The 16,132-nt window shown below is 51.5% G+C and carries 14 protein-coding genes; 3 read left to right on the forward strand and 11 right to left on the reverse strand.

Annotation, left to right across the window (positions count from 1 at the left end; translation table 11 throughout):
* Positions 1–48 precede the first annotated feature (48 nt).
* A complete protein-coding gene (rluB, locus tag INP79_RS04785) occupies positions 49–1,155 on the forward strand; it encodes a 23S rRNA pseudouridine(2605) synthase RluB (protein WP_194753139.1) in 1,107 nt (368 codons plus the stop codon).
* Positions 1,156–1,230: 75 nt separating this feature from the next.
* On the opposite strand, the gene prmB is transcribed toward rluB, so the two are convergent.
* The 8 genes from prmB to xseA all read right to left on the reverse strand — a co-directional run bounded on the left by prmB (position 1,231) and on the right by xseA (position 11,149).
* The gene (prmB, locus tag INP79_RS04790; RefSeq protein WP_194753140.1) at positions 1,231–2,148 is read right to left on the reverse strand and encodes a 50S ribosomal protein L3 N(5)-glutamine methyltransferase; all 918 of its coding nucleotides are present in this window, start codon (positions 2,146–2,148) and stop codon (positions 1,231–1,233) included.
* 1 nt (position 2,149) lies between these two features.
* Positions 2,150–3,292 carry a succinyl-diaminopimelate desuccinylase gene (gene dapE / locus INP79_RS04795; RefSeq protein WP_194753141.1) on the reverse strand — a complete coding sequence of 381 codons (1,143 nt, stop codon included), beginning with the start codon at positions 3,290–3,292 and terminating at the stop codon, positions 2,150–2,152.
* A 4-nt stretch (positions 3,293–3,296) separates the two neighbouring features.
* Entirely contained in the window at positions 3,297–3,650 is a 354-nt protein-coding gene (locus INP79_RS04800) for an ArsC family reductase (RefSeq protein WP_194753142.1), read from the reverse strand.
* A gap of 79 nt (positions 3,651–3,729) precedes the next feature.
* Positions 3,730–5,787 (reverse strand): bifunctional diguanylate cyclase/phosphodiesterase, encoded by a 2,058-nt coding sequence (locus tag INP79_RS04805; RefSeq protein ID WP_194753143.1) that lies wholly within the window; start codon positions 5,785–5,787, stop codon positions 3,730–3,732.
* 246 nt (positions 5,788–6,033) lie between these two features.
* Positions 6,034–6,861 carry a 2,3,4,5-tetrahydropyridine-2,6-dicarboxylate N-succinyltransferase gene (gene dapD / locus INP79_RS04810; RefSeq protein WP_194753144.1) on the reverse strand — a complete coding sequence of 276 codons (828 nt, stop codon included), beginning with the start codon at positions 6,859–6,861 and terminating at the stop codon, positions 6,034–6,036.
* Positions 6,862–6,976: 115 nt separating this feature from the next.
* Entirely contained in the window at positions 6,977–7,789 is an 813-nt protein-coding gene (locus tag INP79_RS04815) for a M48 family metallopeptidase (protein WP_194753145.1), read from the reverse strand.
* A 141-nt stretch (positions 7,790–7,930) separates the two neighbouring features.
* A complete protein-coding gene (locus INP79_RS04820; protein ID WP_194753146.1) occupies positions 7,931–9,814 on the reverse strand; it encodes a potassium transporter Kup in 1,884 nt (627 codons plus the stop codon).
* Positions 9,815–9,928: 114 nt separating this feature from the next.
* Positions 9,929–11,149, reverse strand: a complete 1,221-nt coding sequence (gene xseA / locus INP79_RS04825; RefSeq protein ID WP_194753861.1) for an exodeoxyribonuclease VII large subunit — start codon at positions 11,147–11,149, stop codon at positions 9,929–9,931.
* Positions 11,150–11,349: 200 nt separating this feature from the next.
* On the opposite strand from xseA, the gene INP79_RS04830 reads away from it, so the two are divergent.
* Positions 11,350–12,336, forward strand: a complete 987-nt coding sequence (locus INP79_RS04830) for a lytic transglycosylase domain-containing protein (RefSeq protein ID WP_228519717.1) — start codon at positions 11,350–11,352, stop codon at positions 12,334–12,336.
* Positions 12,337–12,427: 91 nt separating this feature from the next.
* A complete protein-coding gene (locus INP79_RS04835) occupies positions 12,428–12,922 on the forward strand; it encodes a disulfide bond formation protein B (RefSeq protein ID WP_047514200.1) in 495 nt (164 codons plus the stop codon).
* Positions 12,923–12,938: 16 nt separating this feature from the next.
* On the opposite strand, the gene INP79_RS04840 is transcribed toward INP79_RS04835, so the two are convergent.
* The 3 genes from INP79_RS04840 to INP79_RS04850 form a co-directional block, all read right to left on the reverse strand.
* On the reverse strand, positions 12,939–13,880 hold the full coding sequence (locus INP79_RS04840) for a 5'-nucleotidase (protein WP_194753147.1): 942 nt from the start codon (positions 13,878–13,880) through the stop codon (positions 12,939–12,941).
* Positions 13,881–13,901: 21 nt separating this feature from the next.
* Positions 13,902–14,894 carry a hypothetical protein gene (locus INP79_RS04845; RefSeq protein WP_228519718.1) on the reverse strand — a complete coding sequence of 331 codons (993 nt, stop codon included), beginning with the start codon at positions 14,892–14,894 and terminating at the stop codon, positions 13,902–13,904.
* Between the two features lie 65 nt (positions 14,895–14,959).
* The gene (locus INP79_RS04850; RefSeq protein ID WP_194753148.1) at positions 14,960–16,123 is read right to left on the reverse strand and encodes a GGDEF domain-containing protein; all 1,164 of its coding nucleotides are present in this window, start codon (positions 16,121–16,123) and stop codon (positions 14,960–14,962) included.
* Positions 16,124–16,132: the final 9 nt, after the last annotated feature.

A 16,132-nucleotide genomic window follows, 5' to 3' on the forward strand; every position in this document is an offset into this window, starting at 1 on the left:
CCACGCCCTAAATACGGTAAAATACAGCCTTCATTCAAGAGGTTAAGCATGGCTCGCCCATTTAAGTCCCCCAAAGCCACTTCTGCGGCACGTCCACCCAAAGCGCAACCAGCCGCACCGGTAGAGGCTGGAGATGCTGAGGCACCAGCCGCATCGCATTCTGGTCAGCGCTTACACAAATTGCTGGCGCTGGCAGGCTTTGGCTCACGCCGCGATATGGAAACGCTAATCGAGAGTGGCCGTATCACGATTAATGGCCAGGTAGCCCAGGTTGGGGCGGTGGTGGATGAGCATGATATTGTCCGCTTGGATAGCCGTATTTTGCACTTGCCGTTTGAGGCCGAATTGCCGCAGGTATTGCTCTACCACAAACCAGAAGGTGAATTGGTCAGCCAGGATGACCCAGAAGGTCGCGCCACGGTATTCGATAAGTTGCCACGCATCAAACAAGGTAAATGGATTGCCATTGGCCGTCTGGATATGAACACCAGCGGCTTGTTGATTTTTACCAATTCTGGCGAACTGGCTAACCGTTTCATGCACCCGCGCTATGAAGTAGAGCGTGAGTACGCAGTGCGTATTCTGGGCGAGCTGAATCCTGAGCAGATGTCGCAACTGACGCAAGGCATAGAGCTAGAGGATGGCCCGGCCAACTTTGAGAGCATTTATGCCAGTGGTGGCGAAGGTGCCAACAAATGGTACCAGGTGGTGATCAAAGAGGGTCGTAACCGCGAGGTGCGCCGTTTATTCGAAGCTTTCCACTTGCCGGTCAGCCGCTTGATGCGCGTGCGTTTTGGCCCAGTGGCGCTGCCACCCCGCCTCAAGCGTGGCACCATGCTCAAGCTGGAGCAAAAACAAGTGGTGGCTTTGCTGGAATGGGCTGGTTTGCCTGTGCCACGTAAACCGCTCAAACAATTGAGCCCGCATGAAAAAGACCGTGCGACCCGTGTATTCGTGCCTAAAGTCCGCAAACAACGCCGTAGTTTACTGGAGTCTGCAAATGCACCTGCTACGCCTGAGCAGCGTCCGGCGCGTGCACCAACCGCTAACCGCCGTATCCGTCAGGATGCAGATTTGAAACAGGCTTCTATGCAGAATGCGCGCGTCAATACTGGCGCTAAAAAACGTAGTGACCGCAATCGTGGCCGCGGGTAAGCATGCCAACGGCTTTGATCGTTACCAATAAAAAAGCACTTCTTAATGAAGTGCTTTTTTATAAAGCGCATTGCTTTACTCTGCGTTGTTTGGCTCGCCTTGTAGTCCTGCTTCAAGCAAGTCTTCCTTGGTCAGCATAAACACAAACTGGTCGCCTGCACTGGTATCCAGCCAGGTGAATGGCAAATCTGGATAAGCGTCATGAAGTGCATCACGGTTATGGCCGATTTCCACCACTAATATACCGCCATCATTGAGATATTCAGCCGCTTGTGTGAGCAGGGTATGGGTGTGGTCCAGTCCGGCAACGCCGCTGCCCAATGCCAGTTGCGGCTCCTGACGATATTCTGCGGGCAATTCTGCCATGCTGGGTGCGTCAACATATGGTGGATTGCTGATGATTACATCGTATTTACGGCCTTTGAGTGCCGTAAACATATCGGATTGCACGGCCTGCACCTGGTGCTCTAGCCCGTAACGCTTGATATTGATATTGCTGACATCTATCGCATCTGGCGAGATGTCCACCACATCAATATGCGCGTTAGGGAAGGTTTCTGCCAGCAGGACACCCAGGCAGCCAGAGCCGGTGCAAATATCTGCGGCTGACTCCACCATTTCCGGAAATTCTACCCATGGTTGTAAACCGTCTTCCAGCAGTTCGGCAATAAATGAGCGCGGCACAATCACACGCTCATCTACGTAAAATTTAAAGCCACGCAACCAGGCTTCATTCACCAGGTAGGCAGTTGGCGTATGCTCGGTGACACGTTTTTCAATCAAGGTCGCCAGATGCTGGCTTTCTTCTGTGGTCAAACGCGCATCGAAAAAGTTATCCAGCGTATCATGCGGTAAATGCAGTGCGCTCATGACCAGCCAGACGGCTTCGTCGTAGCTGTTATCGGTACCATGCCCGTAAAAAATGTCAGAGTTCTCAAAACGGCTTACAGCATAACGTAGCCAGTCGCGAATAGTGTGTAAGTTGCTTGTCATATTATTTGAGTAACAATAATTCCATGGTGCGTTTGTAGGTTTCTTTGAGCGGCTCAATGTCTGCTACTGCTACACATTCGTTTAATTTATGGATGGTCGCGTTGAGCGGGCCAAACTCGATCACTTCTTTGCAAATGTCGGCAATAAAGCGGCCGTCGGAGGTGCCGCCTGTGGTGGATAGTTCCGGGGTCACGCCATAACTTTGCGTAATGGCCTGGCTGATGGCTTCGACCAGCTGGCCGCGTGGTGTGATATAGGATTGGTTATGTTCCCATTCCAGTGTGTAATCGAAGCCGTGGCTATCTAAAATGGCATGCACCCGTGAGCGCAGGCTTTGTTCCGAACTGCCCTGGCCATCCACTGCCGGGCAATAGCGGAAATTAAACAGGATTTCGACTTCGCCGGGCACCACGTTCGTCGCACCGGTGCCGCCATTCATGTTGGAGATTTGCCATGAGGTGGGCGGGAAGTATTCGTTGCCGTTGTCCCACACGGTTTCCACCATGTCTTTGATCGCGGGCGCGGCCAAATGAATCGGGTTTTTGACCAGGTGCGGGTAGGCAATGTGGCCCTGTATGCCTTTAACTGTGAGTTTGCCAGACAATGAGCCGCGACGGCCGTTCTTGATCATGTCGCCGACCAGCTTATTACTGGTCGGTTCGCCAACGATACAGTAATCGAATGTTTCGCCACGGGCCTGCAAAGCTTCAACCACTTTGACCGTGCCCTCAATGGCAATGCCTTCTTCATCTGAGGTAATTAACAGGCCGATGGAGCCTGGAGGGTCAGGATGCTCTGCAACAAATTCTTCTATGCTGGTAATAAACGCCGCCAGCGAGGTTTTCATATCCGCCGCGCCGCGTGCATACAGCATGCCGTCTTTAATCGTCGGCTCAAATGGCGGTGTATGCCACTGGTCCAGCGGGCCGGTCGGTACCACATCGGTGTGGCCGGCAAATACAATCAGCGGGCCGGTCGTGCCACGGCGGGCGTAAAAGTTATCTACCTGACCAAAACGCATGCGCTCAATCTTGAATCCTAAAGGCTCCAGGCGAGCAATCATGGCTTCCTGACAGTCGGCATCTTCCGGCGTCAGCGAGCGGCGTTTCAGGAGGTCAATGGCAAGGTCCAGTGTTTTTGACATAGGCTTATTCTTTGGCAAATAGTTGGGCGTAGTCGGCTTCATTAAAACCGAGGGCGATGATTTTGTCGTTCTTAACGATGATAGGGCGCTTGATCACCGAGGTTTTTTCTTGCATCAATGCCTGCGCAGAGGTTGCATCGACCACTGCATTCTTTTCAGCCTCATTGAGGTTGCGCCAGGTCATGCCGCTACGGTTGACCAGTTTTTCCCATGGTTGTTGTTGCAGCCAGGATTGCGCGGTGGCATTGTCCAGCCCCAATTTTTTAAAATCGTGGAATTCATAGGCAATGGCGTGTTGCTGCAGCCAGTCGCGGGCTTTTTTGACGGTATTGCAGTTAGGGATGCCGTACAGTTTCATGGCGGATAATCAGGTAAAAACCTTATTTTACCAGCCCGCGGTGGCGGTGTTGCAATTTATTGTGGCGGCAGGGCTGGCTTTAAAACAGGCTTTGCGTGGTCGACTTCAACTGCAGCTCGCTAAAGACATCAAACAGGAATTTTTGCTCGACCGGCTTGGAGAACAGGAACCCCTGCATTTGGTCGCAGCCAATGCTGAGTAGGGCCTTGCGCTGATCCTCGTCTTCCACGCCTTCTGCGACGACATTTAAATCCAGCGCGTGCGCCAGTTTGACAATGGCCTCTACGATTAACAAGGCCGTATTAGAAGCCGCTACACCTTTGGTCAGGGTGCGGTCGAGTTTGACTTCGCTGATTTCCAGGTCTTGTAGATGCGTGAGGCTGAAGGGGTGCAGGCCAAAGTCATCCAGCGAGATTTTGAGGCCTTGCTGCTTAAAGTGGCGCAAGGTTTCTTGAAACTGCGCCTGGTGATGGATGGCATTGGTTTCTGAGACTTCGAGAATCAGGTTGCGTGCTTCGACCTCATGTTGCTCAAGAATCGACTGGATGAGCGAACTCAGTTGTTTGTTGCGGAATTGCTGGTTAGACATATTGACTGAAATACTCAGGTCTATGCCACGGTCACGCGCCTGTTTGATGGTGCTGCAGGCTTGTGAAATGACCCAGGCGTTGATTTCTTCAATCATGCCAAAGCGTTCAGCGGCTTCGATGAAACTGTTGGGCGACAATAGCCCACGTGTCGGATGCTGCCAGCGTAACAAGGCTTCTGCGCCGTGGACGATACGGGTCAGGGCATCGACTTTGGGTTGAAATAGCAGCCTGAATTCCTGCTCGGTAATCGCGCGCTTGAGCTCCACCCGTGTTTGCTGCATTTCATCTGAAGCCTGTTCGATTTCAGCATCAAAGAAACGGTACTGGTTTTTGCCGTTTTCCTTGGCTTTATACATGGCCGCGTCAGCATTCAATTTGAGTTTTTGCAGGTTGCCGTCCTGCGGGTACATGGAGACGCCAATCGAGCACGAGATTTCAATGACGTGGTCTTCAATAATAAAAATTTCACGCAGCGCATCCACAATACGCTGGATCACCGTCACGACGCTTTGATGATTTTCGATCTCGCTAAGGACAGCAATAAACTCGTCACCACCAGCGCGCGCCACATAATCGCAATTGCGGATGGCATTACTGATGCGCTTGGAGACTTCAATCAGCAGCAGGTCACCGATATGGTGACCAAACTGGTCGTTGACCGGTTTGAAGTGGTCGAGATCGATATAGGCCAAGGCCAGTGATTCGCCATTACGGTCGCAACGCTTGGCACTGATAATGAGATGCTGATTGAGCGCGTCGCGGTTAGGCAGGTGCGTGAGCGGGTCATAGGCCAGAAACTTTTTGTTCACGGTCTGCGTGTTGCGGAATGTCAGTTTGCTTTGGGCAATATCTACATTGCGTTCATAGAAAATCACCAGGATAAATGAGGTGATAAACAGCAGCACCGGCACCAGCACCAGCAACAACATCAGGTAGTTCCCTGTCTGGTCAGTCGGCTGGCTGAGCAGCATATTGTTATGCACAATGCTGAGGTTAATGGCAGTGTGTGAGGCGAGGAAACCCAGCGCAATTTCGACCGAAAACATCCATTTCAGTCGCTGCAGTGCTTTACCTTCGTAGCCTTTGAGCCAGAGGATGGTCACAATCGCCAGTGCTGAAGTCAGGCAGGCGAGAAACAGCGCAAATAATGCGGTCCAGGTATCAATGTGGATGTTGATGGCGCCCGCACTGATTTGAAAGAAGTAGGAAAGCAAGTAGCCGCTGACGCCTGCCGCCAGGGAGGCATAGAGCAAGTCGCGCAGGGGCAGTTTCTTTTTGTTAACGGTTTTGAGTAAAGACAGCGACAGCAGGTAAGCGCACAGCAGGCTGCCGATAAAATCGACTGGGTGCTGGGTGATTTTGGGGAAGTTATCTGCGGCGAGCTGGTAACCGGCATGCAGCAGGAAAATGCCGCCAGCAGCGAGTGCAGAATACTTTTTAAGCAAGGCATCATGATCTCTAGTCGCTGCCAGACGCAGGTTATCGACGAGCTTAAATGCAAAAAAACATCCAATGACACTGGATGTGAATAGCAGCAAAATAAGCATGTGAGTTGGGATCATAAAAATTGCACGGTCATTGTGATTGTTAGTGGTGTGACTCTACTGCGTTTTGTTTCTTGCCTGCTAATTCTCCGTCCTGTAACACTGTCAATAAAATAAAACGATGCTCGACAACCCTATATCGAATATCGTTAGCTGAGAATCACTCTTAATATCGACCTGTCATCCACATAACTTGAGCGGACAATGTCGTTTTCAGGAGTGATTCCCGCTATGCCTGGTGTTTAAGCCTTAAACGCCGCGCAACAATTCGTTAATGCCGACTTTACCCAAGGTTTTGGCATCGACTTTTTTCACGATCACTGCGCAGTACAAGCTATATTTGCCATCGCTGGAAGGCAGGTTGCCTGAAACCACGACAGAGCCAGCGGGTACGCGGCCAAAGTGGATTTCGCCGGTTTCGCGGTCATAAATCTTGGTTGACTGGCCAATATAAACACCCATGGAGATCACGCAGTTATCTTCAACCACCACGCCTTCAACCACTTCTGAGCGCGCGCCCACAAAGCAGTTATCACCAATAATGGTTGGGCCAGCTTGTACTGGCTCCAGCACGCCGCCAATGCCTACGCCGCCGGACAAGTGTACATTTTTACCAATTTGTGCACAGGAACCGACAGTTGCCCAGGTGTCTACCATGGTGCCTTCACCCACATAGGCGCCGATGTTGACGTAAGAAGGCATCAATACTGCATTTTTAGCAATGAATGAGCCTTTGCGCACGATGGCATTAGGCACGACGCGGAAGCCGCCTGCCTTGAAATCTTCTTCAGTGTAGTTGGCAAATTTTGGATCTACTTTGTCAAAGTAGCGTGTCACGCCATCGTCCATCAGGTAGTTGTCTTTCAGGCGGAAAGACAGCAACACTGCTTTTTTAATCCACTGATGGGTTTCCCATTGCTGGGTATCGCCAATACGGGAGGCAACGCGCAATTTACCTGCATCCAGGTCATCCAGCACAGAAGCCACGGTGGCTTTGATATCGGCAGGGGCATTGGCCGGGTTGATGTTGGCGCGGTCTTCAAAAGCCGCTTCAATAATGCTTTGACGTGGATCCATGATGTTCTCTTGTTCGATGAAATAATTCGGTTAAATAACTGTGAAACCCGAAATTTTAACCTAATTTTGGCGGGTCAGGGGCTGCGGATCGCTGACTGCCCCTGCCAAGCGGTATTTATTTGTTTTTGGCTGCGAGATACAGCGGCATGACTTTAGGTGTTAATGCCTGCAGGTCTTTGATGCGGTTTTCGCTGGAAGGATGGGTGCTTAAGAATTCAGGCGGCGCTTCCTTGTTAGCTGCCATCATTTTTTTCCACAAACTCACCGCCGCTTCCGGGTTGTAACCCGCACGTGCGGCCAGCTCCAGGCCCATGCGGTCAGCTTCGCGTTCCTGCTCACGACCGTTTGGCAATGAGAATAGCAACTGGCTGCCCATGCCAGCGCCCTGTGCGGCCATGCTACCGGCGGTGCCACCGATGACTGAGGCGAGTGCCTGCAAGCCAAACTGTTGTACATAGGCTTGTGACATGCGCTCGCGGCCATGTTCACGCAAAGCATGCGCAATTTCATGGCCAATGACGGCCGCTAGCTCATCATCCGTGGCATTCAGCTTCTCGGCCAGGCCGGAAAACACCATGATTTTGCCGCCAGGCATGCAATAGGCGTTGAGCTGGTCATTTTTTTCAACATTGACCTCCCATTTCCATTTGGCAGCATCTGGCCTGAAAACGCCGACCTGGGCAATCAGGCGGTTGGAAATGGTGGTTACACGATGTAATAATGGTTTATCTGCATTCAGCGTGCTTTTCTTTTGTGCATCCTGCAGGGTTTGCGTATAAGACTGCGCAGACATTTTGTCCACGGTGGCGGAGGGGAGCAGTAACAACTGGCTACGTTGCACGCCAGAGACGCTGTTGTTGGTGGTGCTGGCACAGGCGCTGAGCAATGCACACATTACGGCGACTGAAATGGTTTTTATATTAAGCATATTTTTTCCTCACACGTTGCAGTTATGCAGTTATCGCATGAGCTGCATGATTCGTTGACAGCTGACCAAGTGAAGGTATTGGGTCAGTTAACAAAGTGCATTTTACGCTCAGGCTGTTAACTTTTGTTTATGGTCTGCCATTTAAATTTTAACTTGTGAGCCCAGTTCCACTACGCGGTTAGGTGGCAATTTAAATTGGTTGGTGATGGTTTCTGCGGTGCGGAACAAACCAATAAAAATCTTTTTGCGCCAGAAAGCCATGCCTGGCTTGTCTGAGGCAAACAAGATTTCCTTGCCGATAAAGAATGAGGTATCCATGGTATCCAGGCTAAGGCCAAACGTCTCCGTCAACACCAGATCGCGCGGCAGGTCAGGTTCATCCATGTAACCATAGCGCAAGGTGACACGATAAAAACCGTAAGGCAATACCTCCACCGCAACGCGCTCTTCCTTGCTGGTGTAAGGGTAATCTTCAAAACGCACGGTCAGTATGACCATGGTTTCATGCAACACTTTGTTGTGCTTGAGGTTATGCAGCAGGGCGTGTGGCACACCGTCCGGGTTGGGCGTCATGAATACGCCCGCGCCATTGACGCGTGCTGGTGGGTGCGCACCGATGGCTTGAATAAACGGAATCAGTTCCATGGACTCGGATTTGAGTATGCCATATAACAGCCTACGGCCAGTTTTCCAGGTGCGCATCAGGGTGAAAATAATCAGGCCTATCAGCAGGGGTACCCAGCCACCATCCGGAATCTTGAGGATGTTGGCGGCAAAGAAGGACAGGTCAATGACCAGGAACAGTGTAATCAGGCAGGCAGTTTTCAGCTTGCTCCAGCCCCACAGGTGGTGGAATACCACGGCGGCCAGCAGGGTGGTGATCACCATATCACCTGTCACTGCAATGCCATAAGCGGCGGCCAAGTCACCTGAACTGCCAAAAATAATCACCAGGCCCATCACGGCTACCATCAGGCCCCAGTTGACGCGTGGCATATACACCTGGCCTTCAGTTTTTTCTGAGGTGTGCGCGACGTGCATGCGTGGGATAAAGCCGAGTTGCAGCGCCTGGCGCGACACTGAAAACGCCCCGGTAATCACGGCTTGCGAAGCAATCACGGTCGCCAGTGTAGCCAGGATAATTAACGGGAACAATGCCCAGTCCGGTGCCAGGTGATAAAACGGGTTTTGGATCGACTCTGGTTCTGCCAGAATCAGTGCGCCTTGCCCGAAGTAGTTACAGATCAGGGCTGGTAGCACAAACAGGAACCAGGCCAGTCGAATGGGTTTGCGGCCAAAGTGGCCCATGTCAGCATACAGGGCTTCTGCCCCTGTCACCGCCAATACAACGGCTCCCAGGGCAATAAAGGCAATTTTCGGTTGGGTATAAAAAAACAGGAAGGCGTAGGCGGGGCTTAATGCTTTGAGGATTTCCGGGTGGTGATTGATGTTGATGACACCAAGAATCCCCAGTACGGCAAACCAGGTCAGCATGATCGGCCCGAAAAATGCACCGACGACGGCAGTGCCTTTGCTTTGTGCCCAGAACAGCACGAATAGCACGCATAGGGTAATCGGCACGATCCAGCTATCCAGTTGCGGTGCGGCGACTTCCAGCCCTTCCACTGCGGACAGCACCGAAATGGCTGGAGTAATCATGCCATCCGCGTAGAACATGCAGGCACCGACAATACCTAGCATCATAATGCGCTTTCGCTGTTCAGGCTCGCCACCGGCATAACGGCTGGCCAGTGACAGCAAGGCCATGATGCCGCCTTCGCCGCGGTTATCAGCGCGCATAATAAACGCGACATACTTGAAAGAAACGATCAGCAATAATGCCCAGGTGATCAATGACAAAATGCCATAGACATTGTCTTGAGTTAGTAGCAGCGGGTGATGGCCTACTGCGAAGACTTCTTTCATGGTGTAAAGAGGACTAGTGCCAATATCCCCGAAAACGACGCCTAGCGCGGCGAGTGCCATGGTGTGGAGCGCCGTTTGCTGATTTTTTGTATGGTCCATTGTGTGAACAGCTGAAGACAAGCAATTATTATCGGTTAATTCTAAAACTTCACCAATGACTTTGGCACAAATAATCTGCGCTGGGAGGCTTTTGTGGCCGATTGCATGAAAAGCCTACTGGTCAGATATCTTGTTTTTTTCAACCACGACATGTGCCTGGCCATGATGCAGTGTTAACTGCAGGCTTTCACCTGCCGAGAGCTGGCTGGCGTCCGTCACGGCGCGGCCATCCTGTTTTTGTACAATGGCGTAGCCACGTGCCAGCACCTGGTGCGGGTTAAGTTGTTGCAAACTGGTGGCCAAATATTCCAGCCTGCGGCGGCGTGCTTGCAAATACTGCTGCATGCCTAGTTTTAAGCGATGTTGCCATTGCTGCAATGACTGTTTCTGCTGTTGCAATTGCTGTGCAGGCGAAATCAGGCGGCGCGACAGGTAGTCCAGCGTTTGCGCGTGTTGCCGCAACAGTGATTGCATGGCACGCATCAGGCGTTGTTGTGTTTGCACTACTTGCTGGCGTAATTGTGATTGATCCGGGCAGGCCAGTTCGGCCGCCGCGGTCGGTGTCGCTGCGCGCAGGTCTGCCACAAAATCGGCAATGGTAAAGTCAGTTTCATGGCCCACACCACTGATGGTCGGCAAGTGGCAGGCCGCCAGTGCACGCGCCACTATTTCTTCGTTAAAAGACCATAAATCCTCAATGCTGCCACCACCGCGGCAAACCAGTAAAGTATCGACTTCCTGACGCTGGTCAGCCAGTTGTATGGCTTGCGCAATCAGCTCGGCCGAGCCTTTGCCTTGCACCGGCGTCGGGTAAATGATCACACCCATGCCTGGGTAACGCCTGCGGATGGCCGTGAGCACATCACGCAAGGCCGCTGCATCGGGTGAAGTCACCACGCCTATGCGTTGCGGGTTAGCCGGAATGGTTTTTTTGCGCGACTGGTCAAACAGGCCTTCGGCTTGCAGGCGTTGTTTGAGTTGCTCAAAGGCTTCATACAACCTGCCCATGCCTGCTGGCTGCATAAACTCAATTGTCAGTTGAAAGTCGCCGCGTGCTTCATATAGCGTGACCGTCGCCCGTGCTTCAATCAGGTCGCCTTCGCGCGGTATGCTACCCACCAGGCTGTTGCGGCCTTTAAACATGACGCAGCGCACCTGCGCACGGTCATCCTTGAGCGAGAAATACCAGTGGCCGCTGGCGGCCCGCGTGAAATTAGAAATTTCACCACTGATCCAGAACAGCGGAAAGCTGGTTTCCAGCAGTTCTTTGGTCAGTCGCGTTAAATCGCTGACATTCAAGATTTGTTTAAAAGGCGTCGATAACAAGTTGGTCATAGCCACGCATTATCCAACAGCCGGTCACGATTTGGCTATGTGCTTCATGTAAATACCGGCAAATGGCAGTGACCAGAAAATCACGCTTTTGTCGTGTTCGATGTCGATGCTGGGCACTTTGTGCGCACTAATGGGTCATTAATAAAAACAAAATAAAGTATGCATAGACTGAATAGTCATGCTTTGCTGACGGTACCTGAATGTTGCTAAACATATATTACGATGATCTGCGTCGCCTGTTATTGCGCTACCTGTTACGTAGTGCAGCTTTGGGCTATGTATTGTGGGCCATACCCTCACATGCTGAGGAGATGGTGGCGTCCCCTGTGGCCGAGGTCGAACAAGCTGCGCCCAGCGAGCCAGTCGCCAGCTATAGCCGTGAACAATCCACCTTAAAAAATGACGCTTACAAGCAGTTTATTAAATTGCAGGTCAGCCTGGCCGCAGGCACTAAAAATAGTTTGGGGCTGAGTAGTTATGAGCAGGCGCACGCGCATTATTGCGCGCTGGCCGGTGAGTCACGCGACCCGGACGCGCAGTTTGCCATGGGCTGGTTTTATAGCATGGGCAAAGGGGTGGGGGTGAATCATGATATTGCCGCCCGTTTTTTCAGCCTGGCAGCCATACAAGGGCACCGCGATGCCCGGGAATGGCTGGATAAAGAACCGGGCAATGCCGAGTTGGCCGTATTGCCAGCCTGTATGCACAAACAAGGTAATTCTGCGGCGGAAGTGTTGTTCCGTAAGCGTGGCCCGATTTACCAATTGGTGAAAAAGCATGCGCCGGTGTATGGCGTCGATGTGGATTTTGCCATGGCAGTAATTGCGGTTGAGTCTGGCTTTAACCCTAAAGCCACTTCACGCAAAAAGGCACAGGGCCTGATGCAATTGTTGCCGGATACGCAGGCCAGGTTTCACGTCAAGGATGCTTATGATCCCGAGCAAAACATCAAGGGGGGATTGTCTTATTTGCGTTGGCTGATCACTTACTTTAAAGGCGATGTCGAGCTGGTGGCTGCCGCCTACAATGCGGGTGAAAACGCAGTGCAGCGGCATCAGGGGATTCCGCCATATCCAGAAACGCGTGACTATGTGAAACGCATTGCGCACTACTATAAAAAGAAACATCACGAAGTGAAGCAGCGGTCTGCCATGCAGCAGGCTGAGATGGTCCCGGCAGCCTCCTGAGTAAAAACAAGGGAACGATCTTGCGCCAGGCAGCATCATAAGCGCGTTATCTATTACAATTTCAGCTTCATTCAACGCGTGGGAGTTTGCAATGTGTCAGTGGTTTAAGGGCCGTGGTGGCTATGTACTGGGTTTTCTGGCTGGTTTCGGCATTGTGGCGCTGGCCTTGTTTATACAGGTGCAAAACCAGTTGGAACCCTGCCCATTGTGTATTTCGCAGCGCATGGTGTTTATGGGCCTGGGCATATTGTTTTTGCTGCATGCATTTATTTCTCCCAAGTCATGGCTGCATGCTGGATTTGCGCTGCTTGAGGTGTTGACCGCACTCGGTGGGGCTGGTGTCGCCATTCGTCACTGGTGGCTGCAAGCGCATAAAGATGAAATTATCGCTGACTGCGGTGTCGGCTTTGATTATATGTTTGAAAATTTTCCGCTCAAAAAAGCCCTGACGCTGGTGTTCCGTGGCACAGGCGATTGTGCCGCAATCGACTGGACATTTCTCGGCCTGACCTTGCCGCAACTGGGCTTGATCAGCTTTGTATTGTTTGGTGCCTATGCGGTATTCCTGTTCCGCGCGCGAGCTTAATACTTAAGCAGCCTGTTTAGGTTGCTTTTTGATTAGTCACGCCAAAAGGAATGTGTACTGAAGGCACCACTTCAGAGGCTGTTTGTAAATGCCCGGACTGATCATCGAAGAAAATGTGCGGTCTTAATACCGCCAGGACTTTGCTTTTTTCAATGCCACCCAGAAAGAACGCGTCATTCGCCATCACACCCCAACTTTTTAGTGTGTTCATGGCGCGTTCATGTGCTGGCGCATCCCGCGCGGTCACAATCGAAACTCTCAAGCGGTTTTTGTAAGAAGGATCCAGTTTTTTCTTTTCTTCCTCGGCCGATTGAATGGCGGAAACACGCACAAGCAATTGCTGTAATGGGCCGGGGTTATGAGGCTGCATGACATTCATTGCTTCGTGCGCTTTGAATTCGTTCACGTCTTTTCTGGCCTGAAAAACGGTTTCAGACTCATCGTCTACCAATACACCATCAAAGTCGAAGGCAATGCGTAATGCCGCATCCTCTTCGTCATCAATCATTGCTGAGTTCATGACATGGCCAGCAGGCATGTTCAGGCGAATGGCAGAATCAACATCCTCTTTGTTTCCCGAGAGAAAGAGCGATATGTTGAGCGCAGGAATGAATTTGTACGGCGCCTGGCCTTGCATGAAGATGGCTCTCGTCATGCCGATATTGTAATGCTCTATAGACTTCATGACCCGAAGGCCTGTATCAGGGTCATTTTTTGATAGCAATATCACTTCAACCAACGGGTCATCTGGGTGGGGGCTTAGATCATTGAGGGAGAGCAGCCGTTTGATAAACGAAAATGCAATGCCTTTGGGCAGCGGGTTGTGAAGGTTGTTCTCTTGAAACTTACGATAAAGCGCTTCACCGTCTCGTTTAAAGATTTCGTCAGAGTCTGACAAATCAAACATCGCACTCGATGCGACGCCTATCACTAATCTGTTTTCTAGGGTGTATGCCATGATGCTTGAGCGTTAAAGGGGTTATCTATTGGTGACGTCTGACATGGCTGATTGCTTTGAAATCGCCTCATGCCACTCTTTAAACTGTGCGTCGCATAGTTGTTCTGCCTGTTGTGACAGCGTTTCATGTGGCGTATTGGCGGCGCGTAGCTTGGCCGTTTCGCGTTTCAAGCAGCCCAGGTATTTGGCTTTGGCGTAAATCTCTTCGGTTTGCATGCTGGCAATCGCCTGGTCGGCCTGGTTGAGTGACTGGCACAGTGGGGCTGATTGCGATGCGCCTTGCCAGGTGTTTTTTTGCATATGAATCACATTAGCAATGTCTTGCCCGCGCTTGTGGATCCAGTCTTCGAGGATCTCGTTGCCGCAGCTTTCCGTTTGGCAACGCATCACGCTCTTGAGCAGCCAGGCGGCTTGTTTGGTCATGCGCTCTTCTGAAATGCCACAGTTGTGAATCACGTCATGTGAGCGTGAGAAATACAGCTTGTAATTGGCGCGCCAGCTGGCGTGACTGGCACAGGCGACTTTGCGTAAAGGATTGCCTGGCGCGCAGTTTTCAGCTTGCAGGATTTGCAAGCGCTCAGGTGCGCGGTTGCCCACCCGGCGACAAGCCAGTGAGATGGCCTGGCCATAAGCCTGTGTGACGCCCCAGAAGGATAAACGTGCCTGGGCAAATTCCGGGCTACTTTTGAGCGCATGATTGTTTTTCCAGTCCATGCTTTCTGAGGTTTGGCTGGCGTTGTGAAATACGGTTTCGCGGTCTACCTCCAGCGAAAACTCGCTACAGGAGGCCTGCACATATCTGGTGGCAATGGTGTCGTCATGGTCGTCAGCGCGCAGTTTGAAAAAAACCATATCTTCATGTTGGCCAACCTGGAGCGAATCAAGGTCGACTGCTACGGTGAGAAACTTTTCCCGGCCGGGCACGGTTTGCCATTGTTCGCCCTGGCTCAGGGAGGGGAATAACAGGGATTGCAGGCAAACGACGGCAAATACAACAGCAGGGCATTTCAACATGATGAGCGATACAAAACAACAGGGTAATGGGAAGGTAGCTAAATGAGGTGATTTAATTAAATGGTTTAATCATGTGCGGCAGCATAGACACTGTTACGCCCGGCTTGTTTGGCTTCATACAGGGCCAGGTCTGCGCGTTGTAACAATTGCGACAAGTTGTCGCCAGGATGCAGCACGGCGACCCCGGCGCTAATGGTGATGTTGCCTACCCCTGCCAGATGCATGGCGTTGATCTGGTGGCGCACTTTTTCTGCCAGTTGCGTGGCCTGTTTAAGCGTGGTGCGTGGTGCGTAAATAATCAATTCATCACCGCCCCAGCGCACGGTGATGTCCGAGATACGACTATGTTTTTTGATGCAACTAGCCACCGATTTGAGTACCACATCGCCCAATACATGGCCGTGGGTATCATTGATCTTTTTGAAGTGGTCGATGTCTATCAGGATCAACGCGTCAGAGATTTTTCTACGCGTAATGGCAGGCGTATGCTCTGCAAACACGGTTTCAAAGTGATGACGGTTGCTGAGTCCGGTTAAATGGTCTGTGCTGGAAAGTGTTTTCAGGTTTTCCTTTTCCACTTCCAGTGCCGTATTGGCGGCGGCTAATTGCTCGGTGCGCTGTTTCACTAGGGCTTCGAGGTCGGTATTGAGTGCTTTTAAATGGCTGGTTTGCGATTCACGCAGGCACTCGTAGTTGCGGATGATAAAGAACTGGGCCAGCAAGTAAAGGCACAGACTGAGGATGTCTAGACTGCTGTATTCCGAGGGGAAAATACCCATGGCATGGTTGCTGATCACCAATATGAGCAAGGTGGCCAGCATGTAGTAACCGGCCACGCGGCCTTTGAGGTAGAACGCCGCGGCCAGGATTAATAACAGCAGGGCACTGCGGGTGGTGGTGCCCATACCCATAAAGAACACGGTGACAAACTGCATAAAGCACAGCCATAAGGCAATGCTGGCAATTAATTCAATATTCTTCTGGTAGCGGTAAAGCACCCACAACAAACCAAAGGCGAGAAATGCGGAGACGAGGTCGACGCGGCCGATGAAGGGTTGCAGGTTCCAGCGGATAATCCCCATGGACAGCGATACAATGCCGGAGAACGCAAACACATTATTCAGGAAAACGACTTTATAACGTGCGTTATCAGCTTCGCTGAGCTCTGGAAAAAGCTTGATCGGACGCAACATGACGACAAGCGCTTGGCTAATCCACTTCTTCAACATCCAGTTTCC

It is taken from the genome of Methylophilus sp. QUAN, assembly GCF_015354445.1.
In the GTDB taxonomy this organism is placed as follows: Bacteria; Pseudomonadota; Gammaproteobacteria; order Burkholderiales; family Methylophilaceae; genus Methylophilus.

Excerpts from the sequence above, each read along its gene's own strand:
- rluB (WP_194753139.1), top strand. The coding sequence starts at position 49 with ATGGCTCGCCCATTTAAGTCCCCCAAAGCCACTTCTGCGGCACGTCCA.
- prmB (WP_194753140.1), bottom strand. The coding sequence starts at position 2,148 with ATGACAAGCAACTTACACACTATTCGCGACTGGCTACGTTATGCTGTA.
- dapE (WP_194753141.1), bottom strand. The coding sequence starts at position 3,292 with ATGTCAAAAACACTGGACCTTGCCATTGACCTCCTGAAACGCCGCTCG.
- INP79_RS04800 (WP_194753142.1), bottom strand. The coding sequence starts at position 3,650 with ATGAAACTGTACGGCATCCCTAACTGCAATACCGTCAAAAAAGCCCGC.
- INP79_RS04805 (WP_194753143.1), bottom strand. The coding sequence starts at position 5,787 with ATGCTTATTTTGCTGCTATTCACATCCAGTGTCATTGGATGTTTTTTT.
- dapD (WP_194753144.1), bottom strand. The coding sequence starts at position 6,861 with ATGGATCCACGTCAAAGCATTATTGAAGCGGCTTTTGAAGACCGCGCC.
- INP79_RS04815 (WP_194753145.1), bottom strand. The coding sequence starts at position 7,789 with ATGCTTAATATAAAAACCATTTCAGTCGCCGTAATGTGTGCATTGCTC.
- INP79_RS04820 (WP_194753146.1), bottom strand. The coding sequence starts at position 9,814 with ATGGACCATACAAAAAATCAGCAAACGGCGCTCCACACCATGGCACTC.
- xseA (WP_194753861.1), bottom strand. The coding sequence starts at position 11,149 with ATGACCAACTTGTTATCGACGCCTTTTAAACAAATCTTGAATGTCAGC.
- INP79_RS04830 (WP_228519717.1), top strand. The coding sequence starts at position 11,350 with ATGTTGCTAAACATATATTACGATGATCTGCGTCGCCTGTTATTGCGC.
- INP79_RS04835 (WP_047514200.1), top strand. The coding sequence starts at position 12,428 with ATGTGTCAGTGGTTTAAGGGCCGTGGTGGCTATGTACTGGGTTTTCTG.
- INP79_RS04840 (WP_194753147.1), bottom strand. The coding sequence starts at position 13,880 with ATGGCATACACCCTAGAAAACAGATTAGTGATAGGCGTCGCATCGAGT.
- INP79_RS04845 (WP_228519718.1), bottom strand. The coding sequence starts at position 14,894 with ATGTTGAAATGCCCTGCTGTTGTATTTGCCGTCGTTTGCCTGCAATCC.
- INP79_RS04850 (WP_194753148.1), bottom strand. The coding sequence starts at position 16,123 with ATGTTGAAGAAGTGGATTAGCCAAGCGCTTGTCGTCATGTTGCGTCCG.